Origin of the sequence: Chryseobacterium sp. CFS2 (genome assembly GCF_036543225.1) — a bacterium.
GTDB classification, from domain to species: domain Bacteria; phylum Bacteroidota; class Bacteroidia; order Flavobacteriales; family Weeksellaceae; genus Chryseobacterium; species Chryseobacterium culicis_A.
The window spans coordinates 75,435-93,806 of sequence record NZ_JAZHQU010000004.1; the positions used below are offsets into that span (position 1 = coordinate 75,435).

Genomic DNA, 18,372 nt, shown 5'->3' on the forward strand with positions numbered 1-18,372 from the left:
CTGAATTAAAAAGATGAACACAAAGATCATTAATAATTCCGTTTTATTTTAAGTGGGGCAAAGTGATGCGACTTTGTCGCTGATGAAGCGGCATGCTTATCCATATGCTTCAGCAAATCAACGAAGTTGATTCTTTCCTTTGCTCTCTTACAATCAACAGTTTAAAAAATGAAAGCTTTGCGTCAGAAAAATAGGTCATCAGCACATTAATCAACTGTATCAAAAATTTCCAACCTTTTATTTACAACCAACTTCTTATTCTTAACTGGTTTCAGTGATCTTCTTTTCTCTTTTTCTCTGAAGAATAAGGTGTGCGGCATCCAGCATTTTAACCGTATGAATGTAGGGCATCACGATATTTCTTTGCGGTAGATTTTCATAGACACCCATTTACTTCTGATTGTGTTGTTTTTGGAGCACTGCAGGCATTTTAATTAAGATTTGTTTTCAAAATTTTAAGTTTTTTTTAAATACCACATCTTTGAAGATATCGTCTTTAAGGCACGCCGCTTGCAAAGTTTATAATACCATTTTAAAAATATAAAAATATGAACAACGAGAAAACAGTTTCAGTATTGAATGATTTACTGAACATTACCAACGACAGAATTCAGGGATTTTCAAAGGTTGAAGACAAAGTATGGGATCAGTACCCACAGCTGAGAACAGATTACGATATCATGGTATCTCAATCTCACACCATGAAAAACGAGTTGAGCAATCTGATTACAGAAAGAGGAGGCACACCGGATCAGTCAGGATCAGCTGCAGGAGCCATTCACAGAGCATGGATTGATGTTAAAAATTCTTTTGCCACAGATACTGCCGGCTCTACATTAGGAAATGTAGTGTATGGTGAAAATGCTGCTATTGATGCTTATCAGGATGCTTTAGACAGTGGTGATCTCTGCCCGGAAAGTTCCAGGGTTGTACAGGATCAGCTTCATCAGATCAAAGCTTCTCATGATAAATTTGAAGTTCTTGAAGACTTAAAGAAGTAAGCATCCTTTCTCTACTGAGGTAGAGTTTATTTAATCATCAGACAGTAATCAAACAGGGTCATTGGAGGTCATCACCTCCGATACTTAATACAAAAACAGTACTATGTCAAAGAAAATCGCAATACTGGCCACACATGGCTTTGAAGAAAGTGAATTAAGTTCGCCTAAAGAATATCTGGAACAACAGGGATGGACCGCACATATTGTAAGTCCTGAATCCGGAAGTATTAAAGCATGGGCAGAAAAAGACTGGGGTAAGGAATATCCGGTAGATCAAACGTTGGAAAATGCAGCTGCTTCAGATTATGATGCTTTGGTATTGCCGGGAGGCGTTATTAATCCGGATCAGCTGAGAACCCATGAGAAAGCACTCACCTTTGTGAAAGATTTCTTTGCTCAGCATAAACCTGTAGGTGCTATTTGCCATGGACCACAGGTACTGATAAACGCTGGTGTTGTAGAAGGCAGAAATCTGACTTCCGTGAACTCCATCAGCCAGGATTTAAAAAATGCTGGTGCACGCTGGGAAGACAGCGAAGTGGTAGTAGATGCCGGACTCGTTACGAGCAGAACTCCAAAAGATCTTCCTGCCTTTAATGCAAAACTTGTAGAAGAGATCAGGGAAGGAAAACATACAGAACAAACACTGTAAAAACAAAAAAGTCTGGTCCTGCCAGACTTTTTTCTTCTCATCAAAGAAATAAGAGGTACTCATCTGCTTAAAAAGTACCACATTTCTATCCTATGGCAAAAAAATTGTAATGATTAACATCAAATCACCATCGTATGAACAATATAGTAAAAATTACATTGGCTCTTGCAGCAGGAAGTTCTTTGCTTTATCTGGGCCTGCGAAAAAAAAGCAAGAAAAACAACATTTATCTTTCTCCTGATGGAAACACTTATAAAGAGAATCAGATTTACCGTACTTACGATAATAAACTTTATAAGAATGGCAAGGCGTTTCATTATTCCCTGCCTCAGTTAGAGAATGATCAGTATTCCAATAAAAATTACAGTACTCACACTGATAATGCTTATTCAAACTATAAAACCGATCATAAAAGCACGCAATATCATCATAAAGGTTTGAGGCATCAATAAAGCGAAGCCTCCGGATACACACTACACCACAACACTAACCACAAAAATAATATTATGAGAAATTTATTATGGCTTGTAGCAGTAATCTGCATCGCCGTCTGGCTTCTGGGAATGCTTGGTATAATTCCCGGTATGGACACTGGCAGTTTAATCCACACACTTTTGGTTGTTGCCATTATTGTCGTTCTGATTAATATTTTTACGGGCAGAAAACCGCTTAATTAAAACAAAAAGATCAGAGTAGAAAATGATCTACCCTGCTCTCCGAAGTCTCCCGACTTCGGGGCAAGTTCAAAGAAAAAAAACCTTATTTCATTATCTTAAAATCAGGAGGCTTTCCGTTGCAGAATTTAAAACAAAAAAATCCCAACTTTTCGTTGGGATTTTTAAACAAAACAAACTGAAAGTCTCAATTTTTAAAGGATCTACCTTATTTTTTCACCATCTTGACTTTACAATTTTGCGCCTTACTCAACCGGGGCTTTCTGTAGAATCTGTATGGCTCCGGTAGCTGTATTTCCATAGAGCTGAATATAAATATCATCGCCATTTGCTCTTCTGATGACATATACTTTTACGGGTTCATTCCAATAATCTATAGAACCTTCTTCGCCAAAGTATTTGGCAGCTTCTTTTATCCTGTCCAGCTCTTGCTGAGAAACTTTACCATCAAATATTTTTACACCACCCGCTTTTGCAATAGCATCATCATAGCTTTTCAAAAAATAGGGCAATGACCATTCTTCCTTATTACTTTTCCCATTGATTACATATGTTTTCCATACTTTTCCTTCTATGGGTGTCATTACGCCGTTAAGTGGAAAATACAGCATGTCAAAACTTCTTTGTAGCGGTTTATTTTGGAATTCCAGTCCTTTGGGAAAACTGAAAAAGGGAAAATCACCCACTTCAGTGGTAGAAACCGGTACTGAGTTGATGTCAAATTGAGTAGCTTCTCCCGGAGATTTTTCTGTGGCTGTAGTATTTCCTATGGCGACAGTGTCCTTAGCTGCATCTGTTTTCTGTTCATCCTTTTTGTTGCAGGCAGCAAGCAAAGCGCCCATTGATAGAATAATCAGTGTCTTCTTCATTTTAATAAATTTAGTTTTTGGGTGTATAATTTTTTTAAAACAGTGAAGAATAAAACAATACGAAGCCTTCTTCATCAGAATCGTTCTATATATTTTTATCCTGTACTATTTTTTGCGGCACTAACTTACAAATATAAATTAGGATAGGAAATCCCTAATTTTAAGGAGTTTAATGAATAAAAAGATAATATACTGATGATATTTTGACGCAAAGATTTTTATTTCTAAAACTGATGATTTTTAAGAAAGCAAAGTATAGAATCAACTTTATTGATTCACTGAAGCGTATGGATAAGCTTATCGCTTATCAGCGACGAAGTCGAAGCCCTTAGCTCACTTACAATACCACGAAATTATCAATAAACTTTGCGTTAAAAAGAATTTCAGTGATGATCTGATGAAGATCTAAAAAACTTACGCATTCCTAATTACATTCCGCGTAAGATAAATATAATTAAACATGCAAAACGTTGCTATCGCCCCGAAAGTATGCCATAAAAAGTGCGTTCCAAAACTCAACCATTCCCATTTATCAACGATACGGAAGGTCAATGCAAAAACAAATGATAGTACAGCAAAGCCTACCCATTTACCAGCTTTCCAATGGGTATATACCAAATACCTTATGACCGAGAACACTACCAATGAGGCCATGATTGCATAATTGACGTTGATAAAGAGAGAAGGGTTATCTACCAAAATCCAGTTTCTCAAAGTAAACATAAGTGCTACATATCCCAGAACCATTACAACAGCATAATACCATCGGGTACTCTGGGCTACAAAATAAAATCCGGCTGACAGACATAATACCATAATGGGCAGCCAATCCATCATGATAAATACCGGCCATTGCCTGAATGAATGATAAACAGTTCCCCCAATAGCACCAATATATAATAAAACCAGACAATAGGTTAAAAAAGGATATTCTTTAAAATGATCCTTTATTTTAAGGGTCCAGAAAATGGCTATGGCTAAAAATAATAGGGCAGTTATTGCATTTAATGGCTCAGGGAAGAACTGAGTCATATCTGTTTCTTTATATAACATGCCTCCATCCGGAGGTATTAGGTTTATCGGCATTGTCTTTAATATACTTCCTCTAAATATAGAAAAAATATGAAATCATATAGCTGAATGGGTCCGATTGTATTTTATAAAAATGTTAATTCTACTTCTTATACCCATAAAACAGAGATTATTGTAAAACACAGATTACTTATATTCCTGACTTATCAAGACCATTTTGACTATTTACTCCTTCTTACCACTTCTTTCACTCCACCTTTTGTCAGAATTATAGAATTGTAAAGCCCTGTGTTGTCCTGAATAAATTCAATGGTTCTGTCATTATTATCTGCTCTGAAAAATTTGGTTTTAGATTCCGGGATGAGTTCCATATCAGCATTGTTAAAATAAAGTTTACCATCAATTTTCAATATGTCTATTTTATCATACTTACCAATATATTGATCGTATAAATTGGGATCTATTTCAACCCGGTGATGTTTGTAAGGAAGCTCAACCTCTTTTCCCAATACAATAGCGGAAAGTCCATAACTTATAATATAGGAAAATGATTCATTATTAGAAAGTACGGTCACAAAAAGCTTATCGTCTGTAAAGCGGTTAAAGGAAGTCATTGTCCCGAAAAAGCCACCATCATGAGCTATTAATTGATGCCCGTGATTGTAAAACGGATTGATGATAAAGCCATAGCCCCAGTTTTCATCACCATAGGGCGTAAACATAAGTTTTTTCATCTGAGCAGAAAGAATCTCAGTTCCATATAAAGCCTTATCCCACAATGCCAGATCTTCAACAGTAGAATAAACACCATCATGGCCTACATTAATCTCCCAGTTGATATGAGGATTATGAATAAGCCCGCTTTCTGTACGATAATAAGCCTTTGCTTTTTTTTCAACGATCGAATCGTTATTACTAACGCCCGTATTCTTCATTCCTGCCTTTTCAAATATATTCTTCCTTAAGAAAACAGCATACTTCTCCCCTGACACTTTTTCAATGATCTTAGCCAACAAATAATAGCCTATATTGCTGTATCCGCTTTTAGTTCCTGGAGAGAACTCATAAGGGATTTTCTTTATTTCAGCATAGGCAGCATCCTTGTCCATCGAGCTTAAGGCTATTTCTTTAAAACCCATAGCCAGCCCTGAAGTATGTGATAACAACATATGGATCGTAACACTATCGGCCTTGGGATAATCCGGTAAAAATGTACTCAGTTTATCATCAAGGGACAGTTTTCCTCTTTCAATCAATAGAAGTATAGCGGTGGCGGTAAATTGTTTTGTTACTGAGGCCAACTGAAATTTAGTATCTATCGTGTTTTTAATATTCCATTCGTAATCAGCCAAACCATAGGCTTTTTTTAGCAAAATACGACCATCTTTCGACACAAGAACAGTTCCGCTAAAATTATTTATTTCAACCTGAGCCTGCATATATTTTGCAAGGTTTTCTGATACATTTTTCTGTCCGAAAATAAGAATTGGGAATAAAAGTAATACTAGGATTGGCTTCATAAACTATTGAATGACATGATTAAGCTGCAATGTTACTACATAATCAATCATCATCATTGTATTTTTGTAAACCCTGCTAAATAAACATCCATTTTATAAGATCTTTTTCAAGTGTTGTTATTTTTGAAAAAAAAACTTTTGGCGTAAAACCTGTTAATTTTTTAAAATCCCTGATCATGTGTGACTGATCAAAATAATCTACACTATAAGACAACCCTGCTCTATTTTTATCATCAAGCTGGCTTTGAATAGCTGCCCTGAATCTGATGATTTTTTTGAACTGCGAAGGTGTTTTACAAATATGCTGATCGAAATGCTTGTTGATCGTAGTTCGTGACCGACCCGTTGTATAAGACAATTTCGTCATAGATTGATTGATGTTATTGGCATCGAACATTTCAGTCAGTACCTCAGCCAGCAAAACATTTTTAAACGGACGAAATTTTGAAAGCCAGTACAATTCTATCGCCTTGATTTTTTCAGTGTGATCTTTTAAGGAAAGAATATTTGCCATGGTTTCTTTATAATCCTCGTACGGACTAAAATCCGGAAAACTTCCCTCTGAATAATCTCTCAAATTATTCGGTATAAAAGCATTGATCCCCAATGGCTTGAAATAGGTCGTAATTTCATTGATTACGCCTTCATAGCTAACCAATACCGGTTCATTAAAATCACTTACCAGATTGGTTTCAATTGGGTTGGACTGGCAGTATCTGGTTGTTATTTTGTTTTTGGTGACCAGAGTTTCCGTGTTCTCACTAGCCGTGACAATGGTATAGATGCTCGGAAAGGTAAAATAAGTAGCTGAGGGTTCTTCAGAGGCTTGCTCAAGGATATAAAAGCATTCAATATATTTTTTGAGTACAGGGTTTTCAGGTCTATAGATTTTTATGGTCATCCTTTTTGGCTTTTAAATTTATGGGAATCCAGCTCAATTAGCCAATATCTTTTTTCCTGGATTATAAAAGGAAAGATACAAACTAAAATGCTCAACAGAATTCAAAACAAAACAGATATTGATAAAATATTAATTATGAAACACATATAATTAAAAATAGATTTAAAATCTCTTAACAATTGGTTCGATACACCAACCAGCAAGTTCACAAAAAGTCAAACAATTCATACGAAAGAGCTATATTTAAAAAATAATTACCATGATATGCCAAAGCAAATCTTGAAAACACCTTTTATAAAAAATTGATTTATACAACACTTTTAAACATTGCAGTTTTCCAGGGATTCATCTTAGGCTTAGTTATTTTAAAGTCTTCCCTGTTCAATAGCAATTCCAATAAATATTTAGCCTATTTACTATTTACGCTTTCAATTATTTTACTGAATTATGTTTTTGAGCTTCATCATGTATTTGCCTCCTATCCTCTTCTACATTTTACAGACAATATCAATTGGGTATTTCTAATGCCTGCTTTCTTATTCCTGTTTATCATAAACCGGATTGATCATACCAGAAAATACAAACAAAAAAAATATTTGTGTTTTATCCCATTTGCCTTTTCCGCTGTCCTTAATATTATCAACGATCTTGATCATGTTGCAGGAGTTTATACCTTGTCTGAGTCAGGCATGGTTATCATCCAAATATTGAGTCTGATTCAAATTTTTTTAGCCATTACATTCATTCCATTCCTTCCCATTTACTCTTATTTTATGATAAAACATTTAAAAGATTCACAGGAAAAAAAATGGATACTTACCTTTTTGACAATTGTTTCTTCTGTGCTGTTTATCTGGCTTATTACCGCTCTATCCGGCTTATTTTTTGACTATGACATTTCTTCCACAATGCGTGTCATAGCTTTATTTGCTACATTCATCATTCATTGGACAGCGTATATAGGTATTTACAAATATAAACTTGCCAAAAATAAAGATGCCATCTATAATTTACTCAATAATGATACCGCTGTTTTGTATACCCATCTGCCAGTGGTAGATAATAGCATCCCGCAAGAGTATAAGGAATCTATTACAGCAGATAATCTGTATTTTCAAAAACTGGAACTTCTTTGCAAAGAAGAGCACATTTATACCGACAGTACATTAAACAGAGAAAAAGTTGCCGAAAAACTAGGGATAAGCGCAGGGTATCTTTCACAAATTGTAAACACCATAACAGGAGATAACTTTGCCCATTATATCAACCAATATCGGGTGGAAGCGGTCAAGGAAATGATATCAGACCCGGAATATGAAAACTATACTTTGCTGACAATGGGATTAGAAGCCGGGTTTACTTCAAAAACAACTTTCTATAATTCCTTTAAAAAGGTAACCGGTCAAACTCCCAATGAATATAAAAACACCATCAAATAAGTACCATTTTATCCAGTCTTAAGCTTTTGAAACCTGCTTTAATTTTGATTATATGAGTTTTGCACTCAAATAATTCAAATACCTTTTTTATGAAAAAAAAATTTTCACTACTCATCATTTTGTTTGCTTTTTATACTGTCCAAGCTCAAAGTGAAAGTGAAACCACTCCAAATTCTTATCAGAAAAAAAATGAAATTAAACTGAATCTTATCTCTCCGCTATCCGGTGCTGCGGAAGTAGGTTTTGAACGGTACCTCAACAAAAAATCATCACTGGGAATCTCTGCATTTTTCGTCTATGACAATACAAAAGAGAAAGACATGAATTACTTCATCTCCCCCTATTACAGATATTATTTTGGAAAAAAATATGCTTCCGGTTTCTTTGTCGAAGGATTTGGAATGTTCACCTCCATTGATGGAAAAAAAATATACGCAGCAGACAATATTACATTCACTGAAAATAAAGATGTTTATGATCTTGCACTGGGTGCAGGTCTTGGCTGGAAGCTGGTTACCAAAAAAGGACTTGTTTTTGAAGCCAATGCAGCTTATGGAAAACTGATGTTCAATGCCAATAAAACAGATCATGACCAGGTTATAAAACTTGGATTGAGTATTGGCTATCGGTTTTAATATCCAATATATCTAAAAAGGATAGCAGAAATTTTGTATGCAGTGGATACATTACAAGAAATGAAGAATACATAAAATCCTGACGAAAGTTGGGATTTGTAGATTATATAACCTTTGTTCATTCAAGCAATTATCTCACTGATAATCAAAACACAAAAAAATAAATTATTCCCGTTGCTTTCAAAAATAAATCCTATACGAAATAGGAATTATTATCTTGAAAACATTTACTTATTTCGTTCACAAAAAATAAATTTATACTCTATTCTTATATTTTTCCCATAAACTTTTTGCATATTCACTGAAATATTTATATTTGCTCAGTCAAAAAACTAATAAATTTATTTAACCATGAAAAGATTCAGAACAAATCTGCGTACGGTTTCTGTGTTACTTACACTAAACGTATTTTTAGCTTCATGCTCAAACAGCATTGATGATGCTTTAGGGAATTCACCCGAAAACTCCAAAACTGAAAAGAACCTTAACGGTCTTTCTTCAAAAATGGCCCAAGAATATTCCGGGGAAGAATTATTTGAAGGAATATTCTTTGCGTATGGGGATTTTGCCAAAAACATTGAATCTCACAAAGAGATCGTTGAAAAAGTAAATGCTGCGCCTGCTGATCAAAAAGATTTATTTAACAAGAGATTCAGCAATTTCGTTAAAAGTGTAAAAACGAAGGATGCCGATTATTTTGAAAACTTCAAAAAAGAGATATTGAGTGGTGATAACTCAAATATCCAAAATGCGATTAAAAATGGATCTATCCATATTTATGAAAATGTAGCTATTATCTTACCTGAGTTTCAGCCTATAATGGATAAGCTTGAGCAAGATGAGGAATTACAGAACATGGTAGCAGAAGGCGGAGAAATCAGTCCGGAAGATCTTAAAAATTTAAATGTTAAATATCAGAAGTTTTTAGCTCAGAACTATGATGTTGAAGCAATTCCTTGCTCGTGGGCTGTAGCATGTTTTTACTATGCAGCTTTAGCAATTCATAATACAGTTGCAGTTACAGCTAATCTTGCTGTTGCGGGAGCTGTTGCGATTTACTTAGGGGTTACTTGGTGGGGACCTAAACTAACAAGTCCTAGAAAAGGGAAATCAATAAGCGTTATGAATGAGGATTATTTAAAATTTGAATTATTTGTTCAAGAAATTGCTGATGCTTCACAAAATTAAAAACCTGTTTTTAAACCTTAGATACACTGCCTTAGCAGTGTGTCTGGGTTTATTTGCAATAATTTCATTTATTATTGTTCTTATTTCAAGTATTCCTTTTAACCCTATTCAGTATAAATTTAACTATGTAAGTCAAGTTTACACCTATGCTCCTCAAGGTTGGGCATTTTTTACCCGGGAGGCAAAAGAAGATCAGGTTTATATTTATAAAATTGAAAATAATAAGCTTGAGAAAATTAGCCAGAAACATGCGAACCTAAGCAACTTTATAGGGTTATCCCGTAAAGTATCAAAAATGACAATGGAAGTGGAAATCATTGCCACTATGCTGGACAAAAAAAAATTCCCTAAAACAACATGGAATTATGATGAAAATCTTTACGGTAAAATTCCAGATCAGTTTATTACCATTAAGAATCTCATAAAATCACCTATTTTGTGTGGAGATTATTTAATTGTTTACCATAGTATCGTTCCATGGGCATGGAGTAACTCAGCGTATAAAACAAGAATGCCCGCCAAAGTTATTAAAGTAAGAATAACATGTCAAAATTAAACACTATTGAAAATAAACTGAGAGCATTCGCTTTCACCCATGCACCTTATACCAATGTTGTGGGCTTATCAAGAAGCCTGATCGCACTGGGAACACTATTAACTCTTTTAATTAATCCGGTTGATACCATTTTTGTACGTAAAGTCTCTGGCAGCTTTATGATACCCACCTTGCAAAATGAGTTTGCCAGTAAAATCAACTTTTTTTATTTGCTTGGCAATCAGGATCTGGTCTTCATGAAATGGGGCGCAATTATTATTTTAGCCCTCGTTATCAGTGGTTATTTCCAAAAGATAACCTGCATATTACATTGGTGGATTTCTTTTAGCTTTTTGCATACTGCAGCAGTAATTGACGGAGGTGATCAGATTGCTACCATTCTGACTTTGCTTCTCATTCCTATTTGTATATTGGATAATAGGAAAAATCACTGGGACGCTAAAAAAGAAGAGCATCGTGCAACAAATCTTATTTCGATTTGCTTTCTGTATATGATCCGTCTGCAGGTGGCCATCATCTACTTCCATGCCTCTGTAGGAAAATTTGCACATCCCGAATGGGCTAATGGAACTGCTATTTATTATTGGCTTCATCATTCCAATTTTGGGATGCCTGATACTTTTAATTTTTTAAATCCATTTTTAGGAAACCCTTTATTTATTACATGTTTAACCTATGGTGTACTGATTTTAGAATTGTTACTTTTTTTAGCGTTATTTGCTAGCAGAAAGTACAGATTATCTATTCTGGTAGTGGCTTTAGTATTCCATTTCTTTATCATTATTTTCCATGGGATATTTTCGTTCTTCTTCTCGATTAGTGCAGCATTAATTCTGTATTTGTATCCAACAAACGAAAATTTCACATTAAAATGGTTTCAAAAAAAATAAAATTATTATTCTGCATTCCGTGCCTTATGGTTTTACTTTATACAGCCTATGTGCTCTATACGTATGATCGTATCCCCGAAATGATACCCATTCATGGATATGGTGATCATGTGGACGGATATGGAGATAAAATTTATTTATTTTTAACGATTGGATTGAATGTTCTGTTATTATTACTCATTTGGGTTTTGATTAAGATTCCGCAAAATCTCAATCTGCCCATTGAGATTAATGATGATAACAGAGAATCTGTTTTCCAGAATATACAGATATCTTTAGTTGTGCTCGCTGTTATTATCACGGTAATATTTTGTGTCTTATTTAAAGATACCGTATTTTAATTTTTTAGGAATGAAAAAGTATCTCAATTTATGTCTTCTTACCTTCTCTATTTTTACTTATTCACAAAGTAGAAAGGAAATCGGAAGTAATTTCATACAAGCCTTATTTATTGAAGGAAATGCTGAAAAAACGCATCATTTTTTTGATGAATCTGTTGCCCAGCAAATTCCAATTGACATTTTAAAATCTCTGCCGGGACAACTGGAAGGACAGTTTGGCAAATTTAAAAATGTTATTGAAGTCAATAATGAACAAGATACTTATTACTATTATTCTGAATTTGAAAAATCAAAACCTGATATTCAAATCACTTTTACTGATCATAATAAGATTATAGGTTTTTATGTATTGCCTCATAAAGATTTTATTAAGGAAGATGATAAAACAACGTTAAAAATAAAGAGTGACGGATTAGAACTAAAGGGTACATTATTGCAGCCGACTGAAGACAATAAGAAAAAACTTGTCATTTTTGTTCATGGTTCCGGAGCGAATGACCGAAATGAAACGGTAGGAGAAAACAGTCCTTTTAAAGATATTGCGGAATACCTGTTAAAAAATGGAATTTCGTCATACCGATATGATAAAAGAAACTATTCTTATCCTGCAAGCTTTGATGATCAGTCAACCGCTGAACAGGAAACCATCAACGATGCAGTCAATGTTTCCGCCTATTTTAAGAAGAATAATGATTTTAAAGGATACCAGATCATTATTTTAGGCCATAGCCTGGGAGCTTATCTGATGCCCAAAATAGCTTCTAAAGCAGAGGTATCCAAATATATTTTCTTATCCGGAAATGCAAGACCTCTGCAAGATTTATTATTAGACCAGTTTGAATACCTTCATAAAATTGATGCTTCAGCGGTGTCAGATGAAAACATTCAGAATCTGAAGAAAGGGATTTCACTATTGAATTCCAGTACATTTAATGCAAATACCCCTAAAGAAGAATTACCAATGGGAATTCCGGCTGCTTACTGGAAATACCTGCAGAATTACCACCCTTTAGAAGAAGTAAAGCACATTAAAGTGCCTATGTTTTTTGCTCAGGGCGACAGAGATTATCAGGTAACTGAAAAAGATTTTATGCTCTGGAAGACTGCATTAAAAAATAATACCTCTGCAGAATTTAAGTGGTATCCGGGATTAAGTCATTTATACATTAAAGGTTCCGGCATCGCTTCTCCAAAAGACTATACCGTAAAAGGGAAAGTGGATGAGGTATTTTTAAGGGATTTGAAAAATTTTATTCTAAAATAACAAGCATGTCGGACAAACTGAAACAGCGACAAAAAATTTGAAAGTAAGTAAAACTAATAACTATTTAACATGAAAAAAAGTACCATTCTCTTTTCTGCAATTTTAGCAGTAATTGTGGGATCTTCATTTACCCATGCTAACTCTAGTAAAGGTCAAAATCTAGATTTAAATGCTATCAAAAAAGGACATATCGTTGATGTTAAAGATTTACGAGGCCATAAGCAAATTGTAAATGTTGTCATAGACGGATCTATTGTAACCAATCAGGTTAATACAACAGATGTTATCGTTACCCAAAATTATGCGGTAGTAGGCACTTCACCAGGTACTGGGACCGGTACAGGAAAAAACACGAAACTCGCTAAACTGATCAATGATTATAAATAACCTTTAAAATTTAATAAACATGAAAAAAAGTACATTCCTGTTTTCAGCAGCTTTAGTCGTAATCGTTGCCTCTTCATTTTCACAGGTAAACTCCAGCAGAGTTGAGGATTTAAACAATACAACAGGAAACAAGAACCATTCAATTTCAATAAAAGATCTAAGGGGTTACAAAAACAATATAATAACCGGTACATCTGCTACAGCTATGCCTGGAACATTAGATAATCTAGCTACGACAGATTTAAGTACAGGATATTTTCTATCAGGCCCTGGGACAGGAACAGGAACTGGTTTAGGGACTGGAAAAAACACGAAACTTGAAAACTTAATTAATCATTACAAATAATTTTTAAAACTTAATAAACATGAAAAAAAGTACATTCCTATTTTCAGCAGCTTTAGTCGTTATCGTTGCCTCTTCATTTTCACAGGTAAACTCCAGCAGAGTTGAGGATCTAAACAATACAACAGGAAACAAGAACCATTCAATTTCTATACAGAATTTAAATGGCTACAAAAACAATATCGTTATTGGTTCATCCGCTACAGCTTTTCCTGGAACATTAGATAATCAGGTTACAGCAGATTCAAGTACAGGAATCATTCTATCAGGCCCTGGGACCGGAACTGGAACAGGTTTAGGGACTGGAAAAAATACAAAACTTGAAAATTTAATTAATAACTATAAATAGTAGTTAGCCTGAAGCTTTTGAACCCTATGCTGTTCATCAGTTATCAATAAGGTTTTTTTTTACTATTCTCGAATAATAGTTTATTAATTTCCAATAAACTGTTGTTCGGGAATATTCTATATATAATTATGAAAAAACAAGAATTTCCTTTTAGAAAAAAGATTTATTTAACAATTACCTTTACCATAATTTCAATCATCCTGTTATCGTCTGTAAAAACAACAGTAGACAGTGTGTGCAATTATTATCAGTATGATAAGAATACTCCTTTAAACAATTTTCTAACCTCTGTTTATAATATTAAGCCTTTAAGAGTTTTTAATTCTTACACGGGTTTTGAGACCGGCTATGGTTTTTTTGGGACGAATGTATCCAGTGATTTTGTGATCATTTACGACCTGCTGGATAAACAAGGAAACAAGGTTGACAGCAAGAAATTTAAATTGAATACCAAAGAAGCCAGCGTTCGTTTTACTTCTTTAAACAGGTTATTTCTTGATAAACTGACGGGAGACAAAAATGAAATGTTTAATAAATATATTGACATCGTACTGAAAGAAATGTCAAAGCATATTTATAATCAATATAATGGTAAGTATGGGGTTCATCTCAAAGTATATCTTTACAACTACCCAACATTACAGGACTATGTAAAAGGCAAGAATAAGACAGAATTATTTTTAACTAATGAAATGACCTATACTAAATAATGGACAGAATTTATACTTTTTTCTTTACCCAGCAAAATAACAATTTTTGGCTTACCTTTTTCAGAATTGCGGTATCTTTACTCATCATCATTCATTTTGTATCCATATTACCTGATTTCAAAAATCTATATTCAGTAAATGAAGGGGTAATCGGGTATAATGTAACGGATATTTTTGTTCCGGATTACTTAATAAATTTACCCAAAATCATTATTTTTTTTGATACAATGGGGATTGCCCCTGATACGACAATTCTATCATTTAAAATACTCTTCCTGGCTGCTTTAGGTACGTTGTTATTAGGCTACAAACAAAACCTATCAGCACTTGTTGTTCTTCTTTTACAAATCGCTCTCGTAAAGAGTAACTCTTATTATGCTTATGGCGTGGATTTTTTCACCAGCATGTCTCTTTTTTATCTAGCCATCATTCCTCGTGATTTGTCATCAATCGCATTATCTCCTTTTAAACGATTATTTCAAATTCATGTATCAATCGTATACTTTTTTGCAGGTTTTGATAAGATCATTGGCACCAACTGGTGGAATGGAGAAAACATATGGAAGGCCATTAATTTACCTTTCGCTACCAATACATATGACATTACATTTCTAGGGCATTTTCCTATCTTATTAACTGTTTTTGGACTGTTAACCGTTATTTTAGAGCTTACCTATCCTTTTTTTGTATGGCAGCCAAAAATTTCAAAATACTGGATATATTTAACGATTTTGATGCATGTGGGAATAGCATTTATATTAAATCTGTATTTTTTTAGTTCCATAATGATCATTTGGAATCTGACTTTACTGTTTTCTTTTAACAATGAAAAACCTACTCAGTCTTAATCTTACTGATTAAAAAAATCCGTTTCAGTGGTGAAACGGATTTTTTATGGTAAAGATTATGTATTGGAAATATTTTTAACAGTATTGAGAAAATACTCTAAATAGTTAAATCTATTGACACCCTTCCACTTACCTTCGCTTAAAAAGGCATTTGCATGCTCAATAAAATCTTCGTACTCATTCCATTCCGTAAGATTTTGTCTAGGTATCACAAAATAATTGTATTTGTATAGCGGTTCAGACTCATTTGAACTTAATAAATTAAAATTGATGATCTCTCTCGGATTATATTTATCAGCCAATCTTCTCATCTCCTTTAATGAATTTTCATATTGATCAATAAATTTAATTAGCCTGCTCTTAAGTGGAGACCTATCCAGACATTCTGTATGAATTCCAACATCACTAAGCAAAGAAAATTCATCGAGTTGATTAGTTATTAAATTGGGAGTCATAATATATTCCTTCTCTTTATTTAATATATCGTTACACAAAGGACATTTTGTTATATTTTCAAATACTATTGCCATAAATTAAGGTTTTCTAATCATAAATGGAGGATTAAAGCCCTCACTAATATATTGATATCTTAGCTTATCTTCATATTCTTGATCCGCACCGAAATATTAAGCCTCTTTTTGAAAAAACCCAGGCCATGATTTCCGAAATATTTCATGATAAATTAGGACCTATCAAAAAAATCAGAGCAGAAATAATCTACTCTGATCGTGTATTGATTAGCAATTATTTAAATTCTTTTCAGAACAGATTATGAATTATCTGAAAAGAGCATATCTTTTTCAGTTACTGTTTTTGCAGCCTTATCATTCACATACACAGGGATACCGCCTACCCAAGTTTCCAATACCGGAATGTCTCTCATTTTCATATATTGTAACGATGGGGTATTTAATGAAAGAGGATCCTGATCCAGGATAACGAAGTCTGCAAAGTATCCTTCCTTTAACGACCCTACCCATTTATCCGCGTAACACTGCCAGGCAGCATCATAAGTAACCGCAATCAAAGCCTGTTCTGGAGTAAGACGCTCGGCGCTGTTTAACACTTCAATCTCCGTTGGATTCTTTTCCATGATTCTGGTAATCGACTGTTCCATCATTCTTAAAGGACCTAACGGGCTTACCTCATTATCGCTATGAAGGGTAATTCTCATACCAGCCGCAAGCGTTGATCCGCAAAGGTCAAGCATCTGCGCTTTCTCACCAAAGATCACTTCCTTAAAAGCATATCCCCAATAGCCTACATGCCCGATAAGGAAGCTTGGAGAAACTCCCATCTGAAGCATATTGGTAATTTGATCGGCCGTCAGCAGCGAACAGTGTTCTATACGGTTACGAAGCTCACGACCTTTATATTGAGCAAGACTACGCTGATAGGCATTGATAGCAAATGTTACGGCCTGATCTCCATTGGCGTGAACCATTAGCGGCCAGCCTTTTACAGCCACCACCGTATTGATTAATGTATTATAGCTTGGCGGAATTGTATGGGCAGGAATACCTGTCTGCGGAAAATTAAATACCCCTGTATTATTAGCGGGATCACACAGGTAAGGAGCGCTCTGATAACCTGTGAGTCCTTGGTTGGAACCATCTGAAACCACTTTAATATGTCCGTAGTATACAGGTTTATAGTATTCCGGTTCTTGATAAGGCTCAAGATTATCTACATCTGCCTGATTGGAACAAAGATATGCCCCGCCTGTTCTTACCCATTCAGGGTGAGTCTCGAAATATTTGGTTAAAAGTACTTCTGAACCCTTATTCAGACCCGCATCATACATAAAAGTAACTCCTCTTGAATTGGCTGTATTGAAAAGATTCGTAAGATACCTGTTAATCTCTATGCTCATCGCAATGATCTGCAGTTTTACCGTCTTCAATGCAGGAGTCATCTGTAAACCTTCCTGCAATTGGCCTTTGGTTTCACTGATATATTTATCAACAGTTTTATACTCTTCACTGATATCAGAATTATGTTTAAACACATACTCCAGTGCTTTGGTATTCAGATAAAGAGTATGCATAGAAGCACTTAACAGCATCATTGGGGTATCATGATTAATCGTATCGAGTATTACATTATCAATCGTTATTAGCTCTTTTTTACCATTTTTATCTTCAAAAGGCATTAGCGAAGGATCTAATCCTCTTCCTAAAATAACAGCTCCGGGAATTTTAGGAATGTGATTGTTGATGATTGTTCCCACAGATGCCAAATCGTATATAGCTTTTAAATTCTGTCCTTCAAAAGGGCTCAGATCCAGCCAGCCATGCATCATTGCCGTAGGAACCATATGAACATGGGGTTCTATCAGACCAGGAAGTAAAGTTTGGGTACCGGTCAGTTCTCTTCTTTGAAATTCCTGATAATTCTCTTTCATATATGCTTCTACCTGATCTTTTGTACCGGTTACCACAACTTTTCCATCTGCAATCCCAACAGAAGGAACGGTGTCTGTAGATCCTCCAATCATAGGACGGATGGTTCCTCCGCTGATCATCAGAGTTTGTGGTTTTTCGTGGGTTGCTTTTCCGGAACCCGGATTTATTTTGGTCATATTTTCTGCACTGAAGAGTTCTTCTTTAAGAACATCTAGAACAGGATTGTGGCAAGAGCAATGCGTGCAGCCATGCGTGTGTGAATGTGATTTTTCCATAAGAATAATTGGGTTTAAAAGTGTGTGTAAGTTTAATTCTGTTTGTATCGATTTTTAATTGTGATATACATAGAAATACAAGCCTGTCATTGG

23 protein-coding genes are annotated in these 18,372 nt (G+C 34.6%); 16 read left to right on the forward strand and 7 right to left on the reverse strand.

Features of this window, described 5'->3' with window-relative positions; translation table 11 throughout:
- Positions 1-261 precede the first annotated feature (261 nt).
- Positions 262-390: a hypothetical protein gene (locus tag ODR02_RS10315; RefSeq protein ID WP_280893113.1), complete on the reverse strand. Its 129-nt coding sequence runs from the start codon at positions 388-390 to the stop codon at positions 262-264.
- Positions 391-548: 158 nt separating this feature from the next.
- Here ODR02_RS10315 and ODR02_RS10320 point away from each other — a divergent pair, with 158 nt between their 5' ends.
- The 4 genes from ODR02_RS10320 (at position 549) to ODR02_RS10335 (ending at position 2,330) form a co-directional block, all read left to right on the forward strand.
- Positions 549-1,001, forward strand: coding sequence for a PA2169 family four-helix-bundle protein (locus ODR02_RS10320; protein ID WP_209783836.1), 453 nt, complete (start codon positions 549-551; stop codon positions 999-1,001).
- Positions 1,002-1,104: 103 nt separating this feature from the next.
- A complete protein-coding gene (locus ODR02_RS10325; RefSeq protein WP_309512381.1) occupies positions 1,105-1,653 on the forward strand; it encodes a type 1 glutamine amidotransferase domain-containing protein in 549 nt (182 codons plus the stop codon).
- A 134-nt stretch (positions 1,654-1,787) separates the two neighbouring features.
- Positions 1,788-2,105, forward strand: coding sequence for a hypothetical protein (locus ODR02_RS10330; protein WP_309512382.1), 318 nt, complete (start codon positions 1,788-1,790; stop codon positions 2,103-2,105).
- Positions 2,106-2,159: 54 nt separating this feature from the next.
- Positions 2,160-2,330 carry a lmo0937 family membrane protein gene (locus tag ODR02_RS10335; RefSeq protein WP_047433678.1) on the forward strand — a complete coding sequence of 57 codons (171 nt, stop codon included), beginning with the start codon at positions 2,160-2,162 and terminating at the stop codon, positions 2,328-2,330.
- 242 nt (positions 2,331-2,572) lie between these two features.
- Here ODR02_RS10335 and ODR02_RS10340 read toward each other — a convergent pair whose 3' ends face one another.
- The 4 genes from ODR02_RS10340 to ODR02_RS10355 form a co-directional block, all read right to left on the reverse strand.
- Positions 2,573-3,196: a hypothetical protein gene (locus ODR02_RS10340; RefSeq protein ID WP_309512383.1), complete on the reverse strand. Its 624-nt coding sequence runs from the start codon at positions 3,194-3,196 to the stop codon at positions 2,573-2,575.
- A 414-nt stretch (positions 3,197-3,610) separates the two neighbouring features.
- A complete protein-coding gene (locus ODR02_RS10345; protein ID WP_309512384.1) occupies positions 3,611-4,282 on the reverse strand; it encodes a hypothetical protein in 672 nt (223 codons plus the stop codon).
- A 167-nt stretch (positions 4,283-4,449) separates the two neighbouring features.
- Positions 4,450-5,748: a serine hydrolase domain-containing protein gene (locus ODR02_RS10350; protein ID WP_309512385.1), complete on the reverse strand. Its 1,299-nt coding sequence runs from the start codon at positions 5,746-5,748 to the stop codon at positions 4,450-4,452.
- Between the two features lie 76 nt (positions 5,749-5,824).
- Positions 5,825-6,649: a helix-turn-helix domain-containing protein gene (locus ODR02_RS10355; RefSeq protein WP_309512386.1), complete on the reverse strand. Its 825-nt coding sequence runs from the start codon at positions 6,647-6,649 to the stop codon at positions 5,825-5,827.
- Between the two features lie 773 nt (positions 6,650-7,422).
- Here ODR02_RS10355 and ODR02_RS10360 point away from each other — a divergent pair.
- The 12 genes from ODR02_RS10360 (at position 7,423) to ODR02_RS10415 (ending at position 15,599) form a co-directional block, all read left to right on the forward strand.
- Positions 7,423-8,088 carry a helix-turn-helix domain-containing protein gene (locus tag ODR02_RS10360; protein WP_309512387.1) on the forward strand — a complete coding sequence of 222 codons (666 nt, stop codon included), beginning with the start codon at positions 7,423-7,425 and terminating at the stop codon, positions 8,086-8,088.
- Between the two features lie 89 nt (positions 8,089-8,177).
- Positions 8,178-8,723 carry a DUF3575 domain-containing protein gene (locus ODR02_RS10365; RefSeq protein WP_309512388.1) on the forward strand — a complete coding sequence of 182 codons (546 nt, stop codon included), beginning with the start codon at positions 8,178-8,180 and terminating at the stop codon, positions 8,721-8,723.
- Between the two features lie 351 nt (positions 8,724-9,074).
- Positions 9,075-9,911 carry a hypothetical protein gene (locus ODR02_RS10370; protein WP_209783826.1) on the forward strand — a complete coding sequence of 279 codons (837 nt, stop codon included), beginning with the start codon at positions 9,075-9,077 and terminating at the stop codon, positions 9,909-9,911.
- A complete protein-coding gene (locus ODR02_RS10375) occupies positions 9,895-10,467 on the forward strand; it encodes an SdpA family antimicrobial peptide system protein (protein ID WP_209783825.1) in 573 nt (190 codons plus the stop codon). The genes ODR02_RS10370 and ODR02_RS10375 overlap by 17 nt, the downstream gene beginning before the upstream one ends.
- Positions 10,455-11,357 (forward strand): sporulation-delaying protein SdpB family protein, encoded by a 903-nt coding sequence (locus tag ODR02_RS10380; RefSeq protein ID WP_209783824.1) that lies wholly within the window; start codon positions 10,455-10,457, stop codon positions 11,355-11,357. The genes ODR02_RS10375 and ODR02_RS10380 overlap by 13 nt, the downstream gene beginning before the upstream one ends.
- Positions 11,358-11,383: 26 nt before the next feature.
- A complete protein-coding gene (locus ODR02_RS10385) occupies positions 11,384-11,698 on the forward strand; it encodes a DUF1648 domain-containing protein (RefSeq protein ID WP_209783823.1) in 315 nt (104 codons plus the stop codon).
- A gap of 10 nt (positions 11,699-11,708) precedes the next feature.
- Positions 11,709-12,962 carry an alpha/beta hydrolase gene (locus tag ODR02_RS10390; protein WP_309512390.1) on the forward strand — a complete coding sequence of 418 codons (1,254 nt, stop codon included), beginning with the start codon at positions 11,709-11,711 and terminating at the stop codon, positions 12,960-12,962.
- A 69-nt stretch (positions 12,963-13,031) separates the two neighbouring features.
- On the forward strand, positions 13,032-13,349 hold the full coding sequence (locus ODR02_RS10395; protein WP_309512391.1) for a hypothetical protein: 318 nt from the start codon (positions 13,032-13,034) through the stop codon (positions 13,347-13,349).
- Positions 13,350-13,368: 19 nt separating this feature from the next.
- Positions 13,369-13,695, forward strand: a complete 327-nt coding sequence (locus ODR02_RS10400; protein WP_309512392.1) for a hypothetical protein — start codon at positions 13,369-13,371, stop codon at positions 13,693-13,695.
- Between the two features lie 19 nt (positions 13,696-13,714).
- Complete coding sequence (locus tag ODR02_RS10405) at positions 13,715-14,041, forward strand: hypothetical protein (RefSeq protein ID WP_309512393.1); 327 nt, start codon at positions 13,715-13,717, stop codon at positions 14,039-14,041.
- A gap of 128 nt (positions 14,042-14,169) precedes the next feature.
- Positions 14,170-14,751 (forward strand): hypothetical protein, encoded by a 582-nt coding sequence (locus ODR02_RS10410; protein ID WP_209783818.1) that lies wholly within the window; start codon positions 14,170-14,172, stop codon positions 14,749-14,751.
- Entirely contained in the window at positions 14,751-15,599 is an 849-nt protein-coding gene (locus ODR02_RS10415; protein ID WP_209783817.1) for a hypothetical protein, read from the forward strand. The genes ODR02_RS10410 and ODR02_RS10415 overlap by 1 nt, the downstream gene beginning before the upstream one ends.
- Before the next feature lie 56 nt (positions 15,600-15,655).
- On the opposite strand, the gene ODR02_RS10420 is transcribed toward ODR02_RS10415, so the two are convergent.
- The gene (locus ODR02_RS10420) at positions 15,656-16,129 is read right to left on the reverse strand and encodes a hypothetical protein (protein ID WP_309512394.1); all 474 of its coding nucleotides are present in this window, start codon (positions 16,127-16,129) and stop codon (positions 15,656-15,658) included.
- 239 nt (positions 16,130-16,368) lie between these two features.
- Positions 16,369-18,279, reverse strand: coding sequence for an amidohydrolase (locus ODR02_RS10425; protein WP_309512395.1), 1,911 nt, complete (start codon positions 18,277-18,279; stop codon positions 16,369-16,371).
- Positions 18,280-18,372: the final 93 nt, after the last annotated feature.